Below are 19,153 nucleotides of genomic sequence, written 5' to 3' on the forward strand. Positions count from 1 at the left end.
TTCAGCTGATGTTCGGGTCGAAGGTGAAGATCACCAGGGTGCCCAGCAGCACGGTGAAGACCGTGGCCGTGTACAGGAGCATCTTCAGCCAGAAGCGCGTGCCGTCGCGCTGCGCGTAGTCGTTGATGATCGTCCGCAGGCCGAGACCGCCGTGCAGCATGGCCAGCCACAGCATGATGAGGTCCCACGCCTGCCAGAACGGTGAGGCCCAGCGGCCCGCCACGAAGGCGAAGCTCACCTTGCTGACACCGCCGTCGAGGACCAACTGGATCATCAGGTGCGTGATCACCAGCACCACGAGGAGGATGCCGGAGACCCGCATGAACAGCCAGCCGTACATCTCGAAGTTGGTGCGGGTGGTGCGCGGGGTGCGGCGGGTGCGGGCGCGCGGCGGCTCGATGACGGGCGCGGGGTGGTCGGGACCGTAGCCGGAGGGGCTGGACCCGTTCGTGTCGATGGCCATGATCATCAGCTCCCGAACAGCTCACGGAACGCGTGCCCGAGCACCGGATAGGCGGCCCCGGCCATCGCCACGGCCCACACGCCCACCACGCTCCACAGCATCTGCTTCTGGTAGCGGGCGCCCTTCGACCAGAAGTCGACGGCTACGACGCGCAGCCCGTTCAGCGCGTGGAACAGCACGGCGGCGACCAGGCCGTACTCCATCACGGCGACCAGGGGCATCTTGTACAGCGCGATGGTGTCGTCGTACGCCTCGGGGGAGACGCGGACGAGGGCGGTGTCCAGCACATGGACGAACAGGAAGAAGAAAACGAGGACACCGGTGACGCGGTGCGCCACCCATGACCACATGCCTTCCCGGCCGCGGTACAACGTTCCTGCCGGCACGGAAGAACCCTTCACACGACGCTCAGTGGGCCGCTGGCCCGGCCGGATACGGTCCACCGGCCGCGGTCATGGTATCCGCGGGGCCCCCTCGCACCGTCCCGGGGGCCTTCGGCGGAAGCAAACGGGCGGGGACGTCATCCGTTTGCGGGGCCCTGGCCAACGGTTACCTTCGAGGTATGCAACGTGCGCCATGGCGAATATTCGCACTGGCCGCGGCTGTGCTGGTGATCACCGTCGCCACGGTGGTCACCGTCGTACAGCGGACCGACGACGCGCCGGTCACGGAGCGTCCCGGAGCGGCCGGCCGGCAAGCGGCCACCCCCACGTCCCCCGCCCCCTCCGCCCTGCCCACCGGCCCCTCGGGGGCCCCGGAAACCATCCCCTTCGTGCGGTCGTTCGAATCAGCCTCCGGGCCCGGCTGGGCACCCGCCGACTCCACCCGCGTCGTCGCCGACCCCGAGGGACCGCTCGCCGACGAGGCCGACCGGCTCGCCGGGGAACTGGACGCAGACCGCGCCGCGGACGGCGCGGGTCCAGGCGATGTCGCCCTCGTCCTCGACCCGGACGCGGACACCGGCGCCGAGGGCTACACCCTGGTGACCGACGACCGGCAGGTCACCGTCACGGGCAGGACCGAGGCCGGCGTGTTCTACGGCACCCGCACCGTGCGGCAGTCCGTGACCGACCGCGGCGGTCTGCCGCAGGGCACCGTCTCCGACCGGCCGGACCGGCCGCAGCGCGGCCTGATGCTCGACATCGCGCGCAAGCACTTCCCCGCCGCGTGGATCGAGGACCGGCTGCACGAGATGGCCGATCTCAAGCTCAACCAGCTCCAGCTGCACTTCAGCGACGACCAGGGCTTCCGCATCGCGAGCGATTCCCACCCCGAGGTCGTCTCCGAGACGCACCTCACCAAGGACGAGGTGCGCGGCATCCTCGACCTCGCCGAGTCGCTGCACATCACCGTGATCCCCGAGATCGACTCGCCCGGCCACCTCGGCGCGGTGCTCGCCGCCCACCCCGACCTCCAGCTGACGAGGGCGGACGGCAGTCCGGCCGAGGGCGCCATCGACATCGCCGACCCGGCCGCCGCCGACCTCGTCGACGAGCTGCTGCGCGAGTACGCCGACCTCTTCCCCGGCCGCTTCATGCACCTCGGCGGCGACGAGTACGTGGCGCTGAACGCCACGGACCCCGAGGCCACCTACCCGGGGCTCGCGGAGGCCGCGCGCGAGCGCCACGGCGCGGACGCCGGCGTCGCGGACCTGGCCACCGGCTGGCTGAACGACCGCGCCGAGACCGCGCGCGAGGCGGACAAGATGCCGCAGGTGTGGAACGACGGCATGCACCGCGGCGGCGTCGTCGAGCCGGACCAGGACCGGCAGGTCGCCTACTGGACGGGTCGCGAGCAGGGCGCCCGCGAGCCCGAGGAGTACCTGGACGGCGGATGGCGGCTGGTCAATCTGAACTCCGAGTACCTCTACTACGTGCTCGGCGAGCCGAACCAGTTCACCTACCCGACCGGGCAGCGGATATACGAGGAGTGGACGCCCGACGTGCTGCGCGGCAGCACCCCGGTGCGGGAGGAGTACGCCGGTGCCGAGCACGTGCCGGGCGGGCGGCTGGCCGTCTGGTGCGACCTCGCCGATGCCCAGACTCCCGAGCAGGTGGCCGAGGGCATCAGGCTGCCGCTCGCCGCCGTCGCCCAGAAACTGTGGGACCCGCGGGAACCGGGACCCGGCTGGGCGGAGTTCACCCAGTTGGTCGAACGAGTGGAGCGGACATGAGCCGCGGAGCCGTCAGGCACCGCCCGGCCGCGGGAGCTGCGAACAGCCGGGGCCGCCACCCCCCACAGGAGAGACCCCGGCTGCCGCCGGACGCGAGCCTGGCCGGGCCCGGGTCCGTATCCCCTACAGCGTCCGGTCCCGCCATTCTGTTACCGAGCGGATACGTCCGGATGCGCCATGGACTCAGCCGTCCGGGACGCGTAGCGTTCAGACACCAGAGACTCACAGTTACCAGCTCTGAGAAGACTGCGGTGTCAGGGCCGCAAAGGGGGGCCGGGAGTGCAGGGGGCAGACATCGACCTGACCGCGGCGGTGCACGCGGCGCAGGAAGGGGACGAAACCGCGTTCGGGGCCGTTTTCAAAGCGGTCCATCCGCGGCTGCTCGGCTACGTGCGCACCATCGTCGCGGAGCCGGACGTGGAGGATGTCACAGCGGAGGCGTGGCTGCACATATCGCGGGACCTTTCCCGCTTCAGCGGCGACGCCGACCGTTTCCGGGGCTGGACCGCGAGAATCGCGCGCAATCGCGCGCTGGATCACCTCAGGGCACGCGGGCGGCGCCCGCAGGAGATGCGCGCCGACGAGACGACGCTCGCCGACGTGCCCGCCTCGTCGGACACCGCCGAGGAGGCCATGGCCGCACTGGCCACGACCAGGGCGTTCGCCCTGGTCCGCGAGCTGCCGCAGGAGCAGGCGGAAGCCGTGGTCTTACGCACGCTGTTCGGCCTCGACTCGCGGCGGGCGGCCTCTCTTCTCGGCTGCCGGCCCGGCGCGGTACGGACGGCGAACCATCGAGGTCTGCGCAGGCTGGCGCAGTTGGTGGAGCTGGGAGAGGACTGACGCTCCGGGCGCACTTCCCCGGCGTGTAACGGAAATCGAGGCTACGGCGCAGTAAGGAACAGGCCGACTGGTCACCGGCCGACGGGGCAATCCCGAGGTCCCCCCCGTACCTCAGGGAGCCCCAGGCGCGGGCGGGGCGGCTTTCCCCCTAGCCCCGCCCGCGCACCCGGCCCTCGGCCTCCCTGACACGACCAGGCCCCCCGCGGGGGGCCGCGCGCCACCGGCCGTTCCCCGCCGGCCGCCGCGCGCCGCTCCGGCAGCTCACCGGAATGCTCGCCTGACGCTCCTGGGGATCATTCACCCCGCACGTCCACCGGCCCGCAGCGCGGGGCGCCCTCGTCTCTCCATCGAATGTCACGCGACGTGACAGTGACAGTACACTTAGTAGTGTGCGCCGGGCATGCGAAGCCGCCGGGGCGTACCCGGGCCGCCTCGTGCTGATCCTGCCCCGCCAGGTGAACATCGTTCATCTGCTTCGGGATTTCTCTATGAACTTCCGCTTATCGTGAGTTGAACCTGTGCCCGCGACGGGTGAGTTGGTTTTAGCGTGTCATGCTGTTAACTGTTTGTTGTGACTGAGTTGGCCCGGCACTCGATACCGCTGCCTAATGTTCAATCCGTGCCCGATTCATCCCCCACCCCACTCCGTGTGGCAGTGCTGGCGGATTCCGACACCCGGTGGAAGTGGGGCGCGCTCACCGCGCGCCGGATCGCTCCCGGGTCGACCGTCCACGGCTATCTGCTGTGGGGGCGCGCCACACCGACGGAGCGCCAACTGGCGGAGATCGGCGCGGACGCCGACGAGCTCTCCGAGGTCAGCGCGGCGGACTTCCTCGCCGACCTCGGGCGGCGCGCACACGGCGACGGGGGGGACGAGCCGTTCGACGTCCTCGTCCTCGCCTGCGTGGGGGGCACCATCCAGGCGATGCTGCACGGACTGGCGCACGCCTGGCGTACCGCGGCGCACAGACCCGTCGTCATCACCGGCTATGTCGGCGTCGTCTACGAAAAACTGCCGGACGGCCTCCTACTTCGGCACGGCGCCGATCTCGTGCTCGCCAACAGCCGTTATGACGCGCGGCGATTCCGCGCGGTTTACGACGGAGTGCGCGCCGACAGCTCCTGCGTCACCGAATGCGCGCTGCCGTTCCTCGACGGACGCGCGTACGACCCCGGTCCCGCGGAGCGCGGCGAGCGGCCCTACCGGGTCGTGTTCGCCGTCCAGCCGTCCGTTCCCACCACGCGCAAGGACCGCGTGTACCTGCTGGAGCGCGCCGTCGCGCACGCCAGGCGCCACCCGGACCGCGAGGTGATCCTCAAGCTCCGCAGCAAGCCGAGCGAGCACACCACGCACATCGAGGAGCTGCCCTACCAGCGCCTCGCGGAGCGGATCAAGGAGGATCAGCCGGCCAACTTCCGTCTCGCCTACGGCAACATGGGCGAGATTCTGGACGAGACCGACCTGCTGGTCACCGTCAGTTCCACCGCGGCCCTGGAGTCGCTGCACCGGTCCGTTCCCACGGCGGTCCTCAGCGACCTCGGCATCCGCGAGGCCCTGGGCAACCACTACTTCATCGGCTCCGGCTGCTTCGCCTCCTGGGACGAGCTGGACGCCGGGTACCTGCCGGAGCCCGAGCCGGAATGGCTGGCCGACCAGGGCATCGCCACCCCGCACGAGCACGCCTTCGCCACCGCGCGCGGCCGGCTCGCCGGGCTGCTCGACCAGCGTGGGCAGTCCGGGCTGCTGCCGCTCGCCCCTTACTACACCGCCCGCACCGCCCCCGGTTACCTGCCCGGCGTCCTCGCCCGGCACGGGCTCGACCTCAAGGGCGAGCCGAAGGCCGGGCACCAGGCGGCCGGTTCACAGGACGGCATGCGGGGAGCCTCGCGCCGCCTGCTCCGCCGTACCGCTCGCGGCGCCTACCGCGCGGGAGTGCAGCGCGTCGCGCCGATCATCCGCCGCTGGGGGCAGCTGTGACCATTGCGACGGACGCGAGTGCTGCGGAACTCCCGCTGCCGGGCGGACAATCATCCCAGAAGGTAACCGACCAGGAAATGAAGGCGTGACCATGAGCACTGTTCTGGCTGTGATCCCCGCGCGCGGGGGTTCCAAGGGGGTGCCTGGGAAGAACCTCGCGCCGGTCGGTGACGCCCCCCTCATCACCCGTGCCGTCCGCGAGTGCCGTGCGACGCGCCTGCTGACCTCCGTCGTCGTCTCCACCGACGACCCCGGCATCGCCGCCTCCGCGCACGCCGCGGGCGCGGAGGTGATCGAGCGCCCCACCGAGATCTCCAACGACACCGCGACCAGCGAGGCCGCCGTCCTGCACGCCATGGGCGTCTACGAGGAGCGGCACGGCGTCACGGTCGACGTCGTGCTCCTCGTCCAGTGCACCAGCCCCTTCCTCACCCGCGAGGAGCTGGACGGCGTGGCCGCCGCGGTCCTGGACGGCGCCGACTCCGCGCTGACGGTGGCCGCGTTCCACGGCTACATCTGGCGCGAGGCCGGCCACACCGGCGGCCACGGCGTCAACCACGACAAGGCGTACCGGCCGCGCCGCCAGGACCGGCCGCAGGACCTGCTGGAGACCGGCGCCGCCTACGCGATGCGCGCCGACGGCTTCCGCGAGGAGCGGCACCGCTTCTTCGGGCGCACCGAGTTGGTGCGCACCGATCCGGCGCGCGTGCTGGAGATCGACGACCCGCACGATCTGGCGCGCGCCCGCGCGCTGGCTCCGCTGTTCGACGGCGGCAAGGCCGCGTTCCCTGCCGCCCCGTTCCCCGACTACCTGCCGACCCGCGCCGATATCGACGCGGTGGTACTCGATTTCGACGGCACCCAGACGGATGACCGGGTGCTCGTCGACTCCGAAGGACGGGAGCTGGTCGCCGTGCACCGCGGCGACGGGCTCGGCATCGCCGCGCTGCGCCGCGCGGGGCTGCCCCTGCTGATTCTGTCCACGGAGGAGAACCCGGTCGTCGCCGCACGGGCGCGCAAGCTGCGCATCCCCGTGCTGCACGGCATCGACCGGAAGGACCTCGCCCTCAAGCAGTGGTGCGAGGAGCAAGGAATCGCGCCGGAGCGCGTGCTCTACGCGGGCAACGACGTCAACGACCTGCCGTGCTTCGACCTTGTCGGCTGGCCGGTCGCGGTCGCCAGCGCCCACGACGTGGTGCGCGGCGCCGCTCGCGCGGTCACCTCCGCGCCGGGAGGCGCAGGCGCGATCCGCGAGATCGCCTCGTGGATTCTCGGAAAGGAACTGACAGCATCATGACCCCTGGCAACCGCCTCCGTACCTTCGGGGACCGTGTCGTGGGCCCCGGCCGCCCGGTCTACATCACTGGCGAAATCGGCATCAACCACAACGGCGACCTGGAGAACGCCTTCGCGCTGATCGATGCCGCCGCGGAAGCCGGCTGTGACGCCGTGAAGTTCCAGAAACGGACTCCGGAGATCTGCACGCCGCGCGACCAGTGGGACATCGAGCGGGACACCCCGTGGGGCCGGATGACCTACATCGACTACCGGCACCGGGTGGAGTTCGGCGAGGAGCAGTACCGGGCCATTTCCGAGTACTGCGCCGAGCGCAACATCCACTGGTTCGCGTCGCCCTGGGACACCGAGGCCGTCGAGTTCCTTGAGCAGTTCGACGTGCCGGCCCACAAGGTCGCCTCGGCCTCCCTGACCGACGACGAGCTGCTGCGCGCCCTGCGCGCCACCGGCCGCACGGTCATCCTGTCCACCGGGATGTCCACGCCCCAGCAGATCCGGCACGCGGTCGAGGTGCTCGGCAGCGAGAACATCCTGCTCTGCCACGCCACCAGCACCTACCCGGCCAAGGCCGAGGAGCTGAACCTGCGGGTGATCCACACCCTCCAGGCCGAGTACCCCAACGTGCCCATCGGGTACTCGGGGCACGAGACCGGTCTGCAGACCACGCTGGCCGCGGTGGCGCTCGGCGCCACGTTCGTCGAGCGGCACATCACCCTCGACCGCGCCATGTGGGGTTCCGACCAAGCCGCTTCGGTCGAGCCGCAGGGTTTGACGCGTCTGGTCCGGGACATTCGGATCATCGAGGACTCCCTCGGAGACGGCGTCAAGAAGGTCTACGACAGCGAGCTCGGTCCGATGAAGAAGCTGCGCCGCGTCAAGGGCGTCGTGGCCGAGCAGGGCGGCTCGGCGCCCGCACCCGCGTCGGTCTGACGGGGCTTCCGGGCCGCCGGCGCGAGGCGGCCCGGACATCTGCACACAGGAAAGCGGACGGAGAGGCATGACTGACGCGCGCGCGGAGACGCTGGCGTTCGCAGAGAGCCCGGTTCAGCTGCTGAACACGCTGGAATGGGCCCACACCACCGGACCCGGCGCCTTCACCGTGATCATATTGCCGCCCCAAGACCCGACCAGCAGGGGCCAGTTGCGCCGCATGGCGCAGCTGGCCAGGGACTCCGGATGCCGTGTGCTGTGGCGCGAGGCCCGCGGTGGCGCCGTGACGCCGTCGCGGGCCCTGGCCGCGCTCGCGGGGCCGCTGCGGCGGGCCCGCAGGCTCGTGATCGGGGACCCGTTCTCCCACTACCTCCAGCTGCTGCTGTCCATGGCCGGGCGCTGTGACGTCGTCGTCGTCGACGACGGCACCGCCACCATGGAGTTCGCCGCGCAACTCGCGCGCGGCGAACGGCTGGTGCGCTGGCACCGGCCGGCGGCGCGCGGTCCGCGGGCCGTGCTCTTCGCGCCGGTCGCGCGCCGGGCCGTGCGCCGGCTCACCCCAGCGGCCGGGCGCAGCGTCGAGGTGTTCACCGCGATGCCGGTCGAGGCCCAGGCGGGCGTCACCGTCACCGACAACGCGTTCTCCTGGACCAGGGCCCACTTCCGTGCCCCGCGGCTCACCGGCGGCGCCGACCTGGTCGGCACCTCGCTGGTCGAGACGGGTGTCCTGCACGAGGACCGCTATGTCGGCGCGGTCCGCGAACTGGCCGCGGAACACGGCGTCACGCGGTACTTCGCGCACCGCAAGGAGGGCAGCGAGAAGCTGCGCCGCCTGACGAACGAGGCCGGGGTCGAGATCATCAGGCCCGACCTCCCGCTCGAACTGGTCGCGCGGCGCGGGCCGATCGGGTCGAAGATCCTGAGTTTTCCCTCCACCGTCGTCCACACCCTGCCGCGGGTCCTCTCGGACACCACGGCGGAGGTCGTGGTGTGCGAGGTCGCCGAGGCGTGGTTCACCGACGGCGTCACCGCACGCGCGAGCGGCTTCCTCTCCCAGGTGACCAGCACGGCCCGCGGCACCCGGGGCCGGCCCGCCCCGGCCTCGCCCCCGCGGCAGGCGCACGGCGAAGCGACGTGACCTGTGCCACAGGGGGAGGGGTGGAACGGGAGTGAAAAGGCGAGTCATACCCATTCACGCTCCGCGCCATGCGCCGCACTCTCCTTCTGGAGTATGAACTTTGGATGATCAACCGCCCCCGAGGGCTCGGATGAGGTTAATCTCAATCACGTGAGTGATCTGCTGTCTCCGGAGTCCACGCCCACGACGCTCGACGCAGACCTGCGGGCGGAGCTGATCGCGTTCCGCCGCGACCTGCACATGCACCCCGAGCTGGGCAACCAGGAGGTCCGCACCACCGCGGTGCTCAAGGACAGGCTCGAAAGGGCCGGTCTCGCGCCGCGGGTGCTCGACACCGGCACAGGGCTGGTCTGTGACATCCGCCCGCCCGGCGCCGAGGGGCCGCTTCTGGCGCTGCGCGCCGATATCGACGCGTTGCCCATCCCGGACACCAAGACCGTGCCCTACCGCTCCACCGTGCCCGGCCGCGCCCACGCCTGCGGGCACGACGTGCACGCGACCATCGTGCTCGGCGCGGGCCTGATGCTGGCCCGGCTGGCCGGGCGCGGCCTGCTGCCCCGTCCGGTGCGGCTGCTGTTCCAGCCGGCCGAGGAGGTGCTGCCCGGCGGTGCCCAGGACGTCGTCGAGACCGGCGTTCTGGACGGCGTCGGGCGGATTCTCGCCCTGCACTGCGACCCCAAGGTGAACGCGGGCCGCATCGGCGTGCGCGTCGGCCCGATCACCTCGGCCTGCGACCGGATCGAGGTCACCCTCGCCGGGCCCGGCGGCCACACCGCGCGCCCGCACCTGACGACCGACCTGGTCACCGCCGCGGCCAAGGTGGCCACCGAGGTGCCGGCCCTGATCGCCCGCCGCGTGGACACCCGCGCCGGCATGGCCATCACCTGGGGCCGCCTCACCACCGGCCACGCGCCCAACGTGATCCCCCAGACGGCGGAGCTGTCGGGCACGATGCGCTGCCTCGACCTGGCCGCGTGGCGGGCGGCGCCCGACCTGGTGCACGCGGCGGTGGACGAGGTGGCGGCGATGTACCGCGCCAAGTCCGAGATCAGGTACATCCGCGGCGTCCCGCCCGTGGTCAACGACGCCGCGTCCACGGCCCTGCTCGCCGAGGCGATGACCGCACGCTTCGGCGCACAGGCGGTGGGCGAGACCGAACAGAGCCTTGGCGGCGAGGACTTCTCCTGGTACCTGGAGCACGTGCCCGGCGCGATGGCCCGCCTCGGCGTGCGGCCCCCCGGGGACGCGTCGGCCGCCCCGCGGGACATCCATCAGGGTGACTTCGACATCGACGAGAGCGCCATCGGCATCGGCGTCGACCTGCTCACCGGAGCCGCCCTGCTGAGCTGACCTGGGCTGAGCGAAGCCGCCGCCGCGCGGGACGTGCGTGCACCGTTCAATGTTGCGCACACGTTGCGTTCACACCGATCTGATAACGGGAGGAATGCGGGGCTTCTCGCGTGGTCTACGCGCGTTACGATTCGCGGAACGGCGCCGTAAGAGGCGCTTTCGACGGAAGGAATCGTCCTCTTGCGCCGCGTATCCAGGCTTGCAGCAACGGTCGCCGTCTCGGCGGTCATCGCGCTCACCGCCAGCGCCTGCGGAGAAAGCTCCACGGAGTCCAACAACGAGGAGTCGTCGGGCGAGGGCCGCGTCGGCATCGCCTTCGACGTCGGCGGGCGGAACGACCACTCGTTCAACGAGGCCGCCGCCCGCGGCGGCGACCGCGCCGAGGAGGAGCTGGGCGTCTCGGTCGAGTACCAGACCGCGCGCAACGGCGAGACCGACGCCGACCGCGTCCAGCGCCTGACCTCCCTCGCCGAGGCCGGCTACAACCCGGTCATCGGGGTCGGGTACCTCTACGGCAACGCGATCACCGAGGTCGCGGCCGAGTACCCGGACACCACGTTCGGCGTTGTCGACTCCGTGCCCGAGGGCGACAACACCTACGGCATGACCTTCGCCGAGCACGAGGGCTCCTACCTCGCCGGCGTGGCCGCCGCGCTGACCACGGAGAGCAATATCGTCGGGTTCATCGGCGGCGTGCAGAACCCGCTGATCGGCAAGTTCCAGGCGGGCTTCGAGCAGGGCGTCAGGGAGACCAACCCCGACATCGAGATCGAGGTCAACTACCTGTACCGCGACGACGACCGCGGCTTCAGCGACCCGGCGCGCGCCGCCGAGCAGGCCGACGGCATGCTCAGCCGCGGCGCGGACGTGATCTACACCGCGGCCGGCTCCTCCGGCCAGGGCTCGATCGAGCAGATCGCCGGCGTCGAGGGCGCGTGGGGCATCGGCGTGGACTCCGACCAGTACCAGCAGCCGGGGCTCGCCGAGTACCAGGACTCGATCCTCACCTCCGTGGTGAAGGGCGTGGACGTGGCGGTGTACGACCTCATCGAGAGCGTCGAGGAGGGCGAGCCGCTGACCGGCCACCACGAGTACACCCTGGCCGAGGACGGCGTCGCGCTCGCCACCTCCGGCGGCTTCATCGACGATCTCGCCCCCGAGCTGGAAGAGGCCACGCGTCGCATCGCGGACGGCGAGGTCACCGTCAACGACACCCCCAACCCCTGACATGCGCGGCCCGGCCGCGCCCGCGTCCCGCCCCCGGCCCGCGCGGCCGGGGCGCGGGGCCGGGGGCGGCCCGGTGCCGTGACCGCGGGGCCGGGGGTCCCGGTGAGCGGACCTACGCGAGTAGACCTGTGCGGGGGGCGCCGCCGTACGGGGCAGGCGCGGTAGCGTTCCGCAGACCAACGCCCGGCCCGCGTCCCACCGCTTGGGCCTTCGCTCGTGGAAGGCCCGGAGGAGAGTGCGTCATCCCACCCGCCGACAGCCCACCGCAGCCCGCCGAAGCCTCCGGCGTTCCCGCCGTCGAGCTGCGCGGCATCACCAAACGCTTCCCCGGCGTCGTCGCCAACCACGACGTCGACATCACCGTCGCCCGCGGCACCGTCCACGCCCTCGTCGGCGAGAACGGGGCGGGCAAGTCCACGCTGATGAAGATCCTTTACGGCATGCAGCGGCCGGACGAGGGCGTCATCACCGTGGACGGCGAACAGGTCGTGCTGCGGTCCCCGGCCGATGCCATCGCGCGCGGCATCGGCATGGTCCACCAGCACTTCATGCTCGCCGACAACCTGACCGTGCTGGAGAACGTCGTCCTCGGCGCCGAGAAGCTGCACGGTATCGGCGCCGGCGCCCGGCGGCGCATCCTGGAGCTGTCCGACGCCTACGGCCTCGGCGTCCGCCCCGACCTGCTGGTCGAGGAGATCGGCGTCGCGGACCGGCAGCGGGTGGAGATCCTGAAGGTTCTCTACCGCGGCGCGCGGACCCTCATCCTCGACGAGCCCACCGCCGTGCTGGTGCCGCAGGAGGTCGACGCGCTGTTCGGCAATCTGCGGGAGCTGACCGCGGAGGGCCTCACCGTGCTGTTCATCTCGCACAAACTGGGCGAAGTCCTGTCGGTCGCCGACGACATCACCGTCATCAGACGCGGCACCACGGTGGCCACCGTCGCGCCGACGGGCACCACGCCGAAGCGCCTGGCCGAGCTGATGGTCGGCAGCGAGCTGCCGACCCCGCAGACGCGGGAGTCGACCGTCACGGACGAGCCGGTGCTCACCGTTGCCGGGCTGCACCTGTCCGGGCGCGACGCCGACGGCCTGCTGCGCGAGGTGCTCGCGGACATCGACTTCACCATCCACCGCGGCGAAGTCCTCGGCATCGCGGGCGTGGAGGGGAACGGGCAGGCCGAGCTGGTCGAGGCGATCATCGGCATCAGGCAGCCCGACGGGGGCACCATCGCGCTCGCCGGCCAGGACGTCTCGCACGCCCCGACCCGCACCCGCCGCGAGCGGGGCATCGGCTACATCCCCGAGGACCGGCACCGGCACGGACTGCTGCTCGACGCGCCGCTCTGGGAGAACCGCATGCTCGGCCACGTCACCGAGCCGCCCAACAGCCGCGGCCCGCTGCTGAACGCGAAGGGCGCGCGCGCCGACACCGAGCGGATCGTGCGCGAGTACGACGTCCGCACCCCCGGTATCGAGGTCACCGCGGGCTCGCTGTCCGGCGGCAATCAGCAGAAGCTGATCGTCGGGCGGGAGATGAGCCACCGGCCGAAGGTGCTGATCGCCGCCCACCCCACGCGCGGGGTCGACGTGGGCGCGCAGGCACAGATCTGGGACGAGATCCGGCGCGCCCGCCGGGAGGGGCTGGCCGTGCTGCTGATCTCCGCGGACCTCGACGAGCTGATCGGGCTCTCCGACAGCCTCCGCGTCATGTACCGGGGCCGGCTGGTCGCCTCCGCCGACCCGGCCACCGTCACCCCGGAGGAGCTGGGCACCGCGATGACCGGCACGGCAGGGGCCGGGGCCGGCGTCGGCACCGCGAAGCCGGAAACGGAGCCGGAGCCGGGCACGGAGCCGGAAACGGAAACGGAGCCGGAAACGGAAACGGAGCCGGGCACGGAGCCGGAAACGAAGCCGGAGCCGGGCACGGGCTCCGGGCCGGGAGAGGAGGGCTGAGCGCATGAGTACCGACACCCCTGCAGGGCAGGCGCGGCCGGGCGGCCGACTCCTGGCGGGCCTCCGCTACGGGGACCGCAGGGAGCGGCTCCTCCTCGGCCTGAGCGCACCGCTGCTCGCCCTGGTCACGGCGCTGGCCATCACCTCCGCGGTGATGGGTCTCACCGGGGACAACCCGTTCCGTGCCTTCGAGGTGATGGCCGACTACGGGTCCAAGAGCGACAGCCAGGTCTGGATCATCAACAAGGCGATCCCCTACTACCTGGCCGCGGCGGCCGTCGCCATCGGCTTCCGCATGAACCTCTTCAACATCGGCGTGGACGGCCAGTACCGGGTCGCCGCGTTCTTCGCCGCCGTCGTGGGCGGCGCGCTGAGCCTGCCGGGCATCGTGCAGATCCCGGTCATCCTGCTGACCGCGATGGTCTGCGGCGGGATCTGGGCGGGCATCGCCGGCTACCTGAAGGCGAGCCGCGGGGTCAGCGAGGTCATCACGACGATCATGCTGAACTTCATCGGCGGCTCCCTCATCGCGTACTTCCTCCAGGAGGGCCGGCTCGCCGAGCGCGACGAGAACATCGTCCACACCGAGGACATCCCGTCCTCCAGCTGGTTCTTCGAGTTCCCCACCAGCCCCGACCCGGTGCACGGCACCATCCTCATCGCCGTCGCGGTCGGCATCGTGTACTGGTTCGTGCTGGGCCGCACCCGCTTCGGCTACGACCTGCGCGCGGTCGGCCGTTCCGAGCCCGCCGCCGAGGCCAGCGGCGTCAGCGTCAAGCGCACGGTCGTCACCGCGATGCTGCTGTCCGGCGCGGTGGCCGGCCTCGTCGGCATGCCGACGCTGCTCAACGAGTCGGGCAACTACGGCAACGACTTCCCCGAAGGGCTCGGCTTCACGGGCATCGCCATCGCCCTGCTGGGGCGCAACCACCCGGTCGGGATGGGCTTCGCGGCGCTGCTGTGGGGCTTCCTCGAACGGACCGGCACGCAGCTCGAATTCGAGGGCTACGACCAGGAGATCGTCGGCGTGATGCAGGGCGTCATCGTCCTCTCCGTCGTCGTGGCCTACGAACTGGTCCGCCGCTGGGGCATCAGGCGCCAGCAGCGGAAGGTCGGCGAACAGCTGGCCGCCCAGTCCGCCGCCGGCGGACCGAACGGCCCGAAGGGCCCCCACGACTCGGCGGAGGTGTCCGCGTGACCACGCCCCTGTCCACCCTCGCCGGCAAGGTGCGCCCCCGCGGCCGCGTGGCCGAGGAGCGCCGCGGCAGGCTGACGTACCCGGTCGTGCTGCTGATCATCGCCGGGGCGCTGCTGCTGCTCTCGCTGGTGCGGGCGATCACCGACCAGCAGAGCCTGACCTCGGCCGCCCAGTGGGGCGCCGCGATGGGCTTCGCGGTGCCGATCGGCCTGGCCGGGCTCGGCGGGCTGTGGGCCGAGCGGGCCGGCGTGATCAACATCGGCCTCGAAGGCATGATGATGCTCGGCCTGTTCTCGGCGGGCTGGATCGGCTGGCAGCACGGTCCGTGGGCCGCGGTGCTCGCCGGGGTCGTGGGCGGCGCGCTGGGCGGGCTGCTGCACGCGGTGGCGACGGTGACGTTCGGCGTGGACCACATCGTCTCCGGCGTCGCCATCAACATCCTGGCGCTCGGCGTCGTCCAGTACCTGGCGAAGCTGTGGTTCGCCGCGGAGGGCAGCGAGGCGCTGGCCCGTGGCGGCAACGACAAGCAGTCGCCGCAGATGGACCGCCTTGAGCCGTTCACGGTGCCGGGCATCTCCGACTGGCTGGGCGATCTGGACGCGAAGAACTGGTTCCTGCTCTCGGACCTCGCGGGCATTCTGCGGGCCGCGGTGCACGAGGTGTCGTGGCTGACGCTGCTGGCCGTGCTGATCTTCGTCGGCACGTACCTGGTGCTGTGGAAGTCGTCGTTCGGCCTGCGGCTGCGTTCCTGCGGCGAGAACCCGGAGGCCACCGAGTCGCTGGGTGTGAACGTCTACCTGTACAAGTACCTGGCGCTCGCCGTCTCCGGCGGCCTGGCGGGTCTCGGCGGCGCCTACCTGGCGGTGCTGATCCGCATGTACCAGGACGGGCAGACGGGCGGCCGCGGCTACCTGGGCCTCGCCACCATGATCTTCGGGAACTGGCGGCCGGGCGGCGTCGCGGCGGGCGCCGGGCTCTTCGGGTTCATGGACGTGCTCCAGACCCGCGACCGGCCGGTCGTGCACGCGATGCTGCTGCTGTTCGCGCTGGGCCTGCTGGTGCTCGCGGTCTGGCAGTTCTACCGCGGCAAGCGGGCCGCGGCCATGGCCATCGCGGTGCTCGGCGGGGTGATGTGGCTGTGGTACGAGACGACGGACACGCTGCCGCTCGAACTGGTCACCGCAAGCCCGTATTTGACGACGCTGCTGGTCCTGACGCTGTTCGCGCAGCGATTGCGCACGCCACGGGCCGTCGGGCGGCCGTACCGGAGAGGACAGGCGACATGACGGCCGGGGCCGACTGGGCGGCGCTGCGGGCGGCGGCCAGGGACGCCATGTCCCGGGCCTACGCCCCGTACTCGGACTATCCGGTGGGCGCCGCGGCGCTCGTCGAGGACGGCCGGGTGGTGACGGGCTGCAATGTGGAGAACGCCTCCTACGGCCTGGGCCTGTGCGCGGAGTGCGGCCTGGTGTCCGCGCTGCACGCCTCGGGCGGCGGGCGGCTGACGCACTTCACGTGCTGCGACGGCGAGGGCCGGGTGATCACCCCGTGCGGGCGCTGCCGGCAGCTGCTGATGGAGCACGGCGGTCCCGGCCTGGCGGTGGAGACCCCGGAGGGCGTCATGCCGCTGGGGGACCTGCTGCCGCAGTCCTGGCACCTGGAACAGTAGGCCCATGGACGCGATCACGATTATCCGCGCCAAGCGCGACGGCCGGGCGTTGACCCCGGAGCAGATCGACTGGATCATCGCCGCCTACACGCGGGGCGAGGTCGCCGACGAGCAGATGTCGGCGCTGGCCATGGCGATCCTGCTGAACGGGATGGACCGGTCCGAGATCGCCCGCTGGACGGCGGCGATGATCGCGTCCGGGGAGCGCATGGACTTCTCGGCGCTGCCGCTGCCGACGACGGACAAGCACTCGACGGGCGGTGTCGGCGACAAGATCACGCTGCCCCTCGCGCCGCTGGTGGCGGCCTGCGGGGCGGCCGTTCCGCAGCTGTCGGGCCGGGGGCTCGGGCACACCGGCGGCACGCTGGACAAGCTGGAGTCGATCCCCGGCTGGCGGGCGGGCCTGCCGGGCGACGAGATGATGCGGGTGCTGCGGGAGACGGGTGCCGTGGTGTGCGCGGCGGGGGAGGGCCTGGCCCCGGCCGACCGGAAGCTGTACGCGCTGCGCGACGTGACGGGCACGGTCGAGTCGATTCCGCTGATCGCCTCCTCGATCATGTCGAAGAAGATCGCCGAGGGCACCGGGGCGCTGGTGCTGGACGTCAAGGCGGGTTCCGGCGCGTTCATGAAGACGGTCGAGGACGCGCGGGAACTGGCCGCCACCATGGTCGAGATCGGCACCGACCACGGGGTGCGGACGGTGGCGCTGCTCACGGACATGGCGACCCCGCTGGGCCGCACCGCGGGCAATGCGCTCGAAGTGCGCGAGGCGGTGGAGGTGCTGGCGGGCGGCGGCCCCGCCGACGTGGTCGAGCTGACGCTGGCGCTGGCGCGGGAGATGCTGGACGCGGCCGGGCTGCCGGACGCCGACCCGGCGCGGGCGCTCGCGGACGGTTCCGCGATGGACCGCTGGCGGCGCATGATCACCGCCCAGGGCGGCGATCCCGACGCGCCGCTGCCGCGGGCCGCGGAACGGCACACCGTGACGGCGCCGGAGTCGGGCGTGCTGACCGGCCTGGACGCGTACGCGGTCGGGGTGGCGGCCTGGCGGCTCGGCGCGGGCCGGACCCGCAAGGAGGACCCGGTGCAGGCGGGCGCGGGCGTGGAACTGCACGCGAAGCCGGGCGACGTGGTGACGGCGGGCGCGCCGCTGCTGACGCTGCACACCGACACCCCGGAACGGTTCGAGGCGGCGCTGGCCGAACTCGCGGGCGACGCCATCACGATCGGTTCGGGTGGGGAGGCGACCGTTCGCCCGACCGTTCTCGACCGTATTGCCTGAGGGACCGCTCCCCGCCGGAAAACGTTCATGGCGACCCGGCCACTGGCCGTCCATAATGTCGGAATTCTTGCCATGATCGTGACCGATGCCTTGTACCCTGAGAGACGGTTTCCGCGGCTCGGCACGGCAGGAGGTGACGCTGCGATGCGCAGTGAGCCTCCTAGTCATCCCCCGCGCCGCGCCCTCCCGCCCAGGTAGCCATGTGGCCTGGGGCGGCAGGCGTGTGCGCGCACTCCGGATGCCCGTGACCGCCTTCCGCTCCCTGGGGGTTCCCCCGTCATGACTCACCTGCCTGTCCTGCTTGAGGAGCAGGACCTCGCCGGGGCGCTGGAGTGGCTGGAGACCCAGCCGCCCTACGCCATCGCCGACGAGATCGCCCGGATGGACGCCGTCGAGTCCGTCATCACGTTCCGGCTGCTGGACAAGGACCGCGCGCTCGAAGTCTTCGAGGAGCTCGACCCGGTCGACCAGCAGCAGATTCTCGAAGGGCTGCGCGACCAGGCGTTCCGCGACCTGGTCGAGCACATGGACCCGGACGACCGGGCCCGCATGCTCAAGGAGGCTCCGGCCAAGGTCGCGCAGCGGGTCCTGGCCGGGCTGAGCGCGCACGAACGGCAGATGACGGCCGCGCTGCTCGGCTACCCGGAGGGTTCGGTCGGCCGGTACATGACGCCGGAGACAGTCGCGCTGCAACAGGACCTGACGGTCGGCCAGGCCCTTGAGGTGGTGCGCCGCAGGGGTGCGCAGGCGGAGACGATCTACACGCTGCCGGTGGTGGACGCCGGGCGGCGGCTGACCGGGATCGTCGAGCTGCGGGAGCTGGTGCTCAGCGAGCCGCGGGCGATGGTGTCGGATCTGGTGGAGACCGCCCCGCCGATGGCCAGGGCCACCGACCGCGCGGAGGACGCGGCGCGGCTGATGCGCGAGACCAATGTGCTCGACCTCCCCGTCGTCGACAGCGAGGAGCGGCTTGTCGGGCTGCTGACCAGCGACGACGCGTTCGAGGTCATCGAGGCCGCGGATACGGAGGACGTCGCCAGGCAGTCCGGGGCCGAGCCGCTCGAACGGCACTACATGTCGGTGAGCGTCTTCCGGATGTCCCGGGTTCGGGTGATGTGGCTGATGCTGCTGATGGTCGCCGCCACGCTGACTGTTTCTGTCACCCAGATGTTCGAGGACGAGCTGAACGAGGTGACCCAGCTGGCGCTGTTCGTTCCGCTGCTGATCGGAACGGGCGGGAACTCCGGGGCGCAGGCGGCCACGGCGGCGGTCCGCGCCCTCGCGGTGGGCGAGGTGCGGACCTCCGACCTGCTGCGGGTGATCTGGCGCGAGTGCCGCACCGGGCTGCTGCTCGGCTGCATGCTGGCGGTGGTCGGCCTGTTCGTCGGCGCGCTGTTCGTCGGCTGGGACATCGCGAGCGTCGTGGCCGTGACCCTGGTCGTGATCTGCGCCTGGGCCTCGACGGTCGGCGGCACGATGCCGCTGCTGGCGAAGAAACTGCGGATCGACCCGGCGGTGGTGTCGGCGCCGATGGTCACCACACTCGTGGATGCCACGGGCCTGGTCATCTACTTCACCACCGCCAAGATCGTGCTCGGCGTATGAAACGGGGAACGCCAGGCCCCCGTTGTCGTCCGCGGGGGTCGGCAGGACAGGG

General features: G+C 71.6%; 15 protein-coding genes and 1 pseudogene. 14 read left to right on the forward strand and 2 right to left on the reverse strand.

From position 1 onward, the window contains the following. Window position 1 precedes the first annotated feature (1 nt). Window positions 2–463 (reverse strand): succinate dehydrogenase, hydrophobic membrane anchor protein, encoded by a 462-nt coding sequence (gene sdhD, locus RM779_RS13970; RefSeq protein WP_077063302.1) that lies wholly within the window; start codon window positions 461–463, stop codon window positions 2–4. A 5-nt stretch (window positions 464–468) separates the two neighbouring features. Further along, window positions 469–849, reverse strand: a complete 381-nt coding sequence (gene sdhC, locus RM779_RS13975; protein WP_311617994.1) for a succinate dehydrogenase, cytochrome b556 subunit — start codon at window positions 847–849, stop codon at window positions 469–471. Between the two features lie 176 nt (window positions 850–1,025). On the opposite strand from sdhC, the gene RM779_RS13980 reads away from it, so the two are divergent. From RM779_RS13980 to mgtE, 14 genes and pseudogenes are all read left to right on the forward strand, one after another. Further along, window positions 1,026–2,636 carry a family 20 glycosylhydrolase gene (locus tag RM779_RS13980; protein WP_311617995.1) on the forward strand — a complete coding sequence of 537 codons (1,611 nt, stop codon included), beginning with the start codon at window positions 1,026–1,028 and terminating at the stop codon, window positions 2,634–2,636. A 279-nt stretch (window positions 2,637–2,915) separates the two neighbouring features. Further along, window positions 2,916–3,473: pseudogene (locus tag RM779_RS13985) on the forward strand (RNA polymerase sigma factor); the annotation flags it as partial. A gap of 622 nt (window positions 3,474–4,095) precedes the next feature. After that, entirely contained in the window at window positions 4,096–5,454 is a 1,359-nt protein-coding gene (locus RM779_RS13990; protein ID WP_311617996.1) for a DUF6716 putative glycosyltransferase, read from the forward strand. Window positions 5,455–5,545: 91 nt separating this feature from the next. After that, entirely contained in the window at window positions 5,546–6,751 is a 1,206-nt protein-coding gene (locus RM779_RS13995) for an N-acylneuraminate cytidylyltransferase (protein WP_311617997.1), read from the forward strand. Further along, complete coding sequence (locus RM779_RS14000; protein WP_311617998.1) at window positions 6,748–7,680, forward strand: N-acetylneuraminate synthase family protein; 933 nt, start codon at window positions 6,748–6,750, stop codon at window positions 7,678–7,680. The genes RM779_RS13995 and RM779_RS14000 overlap by 4 nt, the downstream gene beginning before the upstream one ends. Window positions 7,681–7,747: 67 nt before the next feature. Next, entirely contained in the window at window positions 7,748–8,818 is a 1,071-nt protein-coding gene (locus RM779_RS14005; RefSeq protein ID WP_311617999.1) for a hypothetical protein, read from the forward strand. Between the two features lie 150 nt (window positions 8,819–8,968). Next, on the forward strand, window positions 8,969–10,168 hold the full coding sequence (locus RM779_RS14010; RefSeq protein WP_311618000.1) for an amidohydrolase: 1,200 nt from the start codon (window positions 8,969–8,971) through the stop codon (window positions 10,166–10,168). A gap of 180 nt (window positions 10,169–10,348) precedes the next feature. Continuing rightward, window positions 10,349–11,395, forward strand: a complete 1,047-nt coding sequence (locus RM779_RS14015; protein ID WP_311618001.1) for a BMP family lipoprotein — start codon at window positions 10,349–10,351, stop codon at window positions 11,393–11,395. A gap of 242 nt (window positions 11,396–11,637) precedes the next feature. Continuing rightward, the gene (locus tag RM779_RS14020; RefSeq protein ID WP_311618016.1) at window positions 11,638–13,347 is read left to right on the forward strand and encodes an ABC transporter ATP-binding protein; all 1,710 of its coding nucleotides are present in this window, start codon (window positions 11,638–11,640) and stop codon (window positions 13,345–13,347) included. A gap of 4 nt (window positions 13,348–13,351) precedes the next feature. Continuing rightward, a complete protein-coding gene (locus tag RM779_RS14025; protein ID WP_311618002.1) occupies window positions 13,352–14,545 on the forward strand; it encodes an ABC transporter permease in 1,194 nt (397 codons plus the stop codon). Further along, window positions 14,542–15,831, forward strand: coding sequence for an ABC transporter permease (locus RM779_RS14030; protein WP_394813288.1), 1,290 nt, complete (start codon window positions 14,542–14,544; stop codon window positions 15,829–15,831). Before RM779_RS14025 ends, RM779_RS14030 begins: the two co-directional genes overlap by 4 nt. Continuing rightward, on the forward strand, window positions 15,828–16,214 hold the full coding sequence (locus tag RM779_RS14035; RefSeq protein ID WP_077059428.1) for a cytidine deaminase: 387 nt from the start codon (window positions 15,828–15,830) through the stop codon (window positions 16,212–16,214). The genes RM779_RS14030 and RM779_RS14035 overlap by 4 nt, the downstream gene beginning before the upstream one ends. Before the next feature lie 4 nt (window positions 16,215–16,218). Continuing rightward, the gene (locus tag RM779_RS14040; protein WP_311618003.1) at window positions 16,219–17,496 is read left to right on the forward strand and encodes a thymidine phosphorylase; all 1,278 of its coding nucleotides are present in this window, start codon (window positions 16,219–16,221) and stop codon (window positions 17,494–17,496) included. 279 nt (window positions 17,497–17,775) lie between these two features. Then, on the forward strand, window positions 17,776–19,101 hold the full coding sequence (gene mgtE, locus RM779_RS14045; protein WP_311618004.1) for a magnesium transporter: 1,326 nt from the start codon (window positions 17,776–17,778) through the stop codon (window positions 19,099–19,101). Window positions 19,102–19,153 lie beyond the last annotated feature (52 nt).

Origin of the sequence: Streptomyces johnsoniae (assembly GCF_031845565.1) — a bacterium.
Taxonomy (GTDB): Bacteria; Actinomycetota; Actinomycetes; order Streptomycetales; family Streptomycetaceae; genus Streptomyces; species Streptomyces johnsoniae.

Coding starts and splice junctions, on each gene's coding strand:
- sdhD (WP_077063302.1), bottom strand. CDS start 463: ATGGCCATCGACACGAACGGGTCCAGCCCCTCCGGCTACGGTCCCGAC.
- RM779_RS13980 (WP_311617995.1), top strand. CDS start 1,026: ATGCAACGTGCGCCATGGCGAATATTCGCACTGGCCGCGGCTGTGCTG.
- RM779_RS13995 (WP_311617997.1), top strand. CDS start 5,546: ATGAGCACTGTTCTGGCTGTGATCCCCGCGCGCGGGGGTTCCAAGGGG.
- RM779_RS14000 (WP_311617998.1), top strand. CDS start 6,748: ATGACCCCTGGCAACCGCCTCCGTACCTTCGGGGACCGTGTCGTGGGC.
- RM779_RS14005 (WP_311617999.1), top strand. CDS start 7,748: ATGACTGACGCGCGCGCGGAGACGCTGGCGTTCGCAGAGAGCCCGGTT.
- RM779_RS14025 (WP_311618002.1), top strand. CDS start 13,352: ATGAGTACCGACACCCCTGCAGGGCAGGCGCGGCCGGGCGGCCGACTC.
- RM779_RS14035 (WP_077059428.1), top strand. CDS start 15,828: ATGACGGCCGGGGCCGACTGGGCGGCGCTGCGGGCGGCGGCCAGGGAC.
- RM779_RS14040 (WP_311618003.1), top strand. CDS start 16,219: ATGGACGCGATCACGATTATCCGCGCCAAGCGCGACGGCCGGGCGTTG.
- mgtE (WP_311618004.1), top strand. CDS start 17,776: ATGACTCACCTGCCTGTCCTGCTTGAGGAGCAGGACCTCGCCGGGGCG.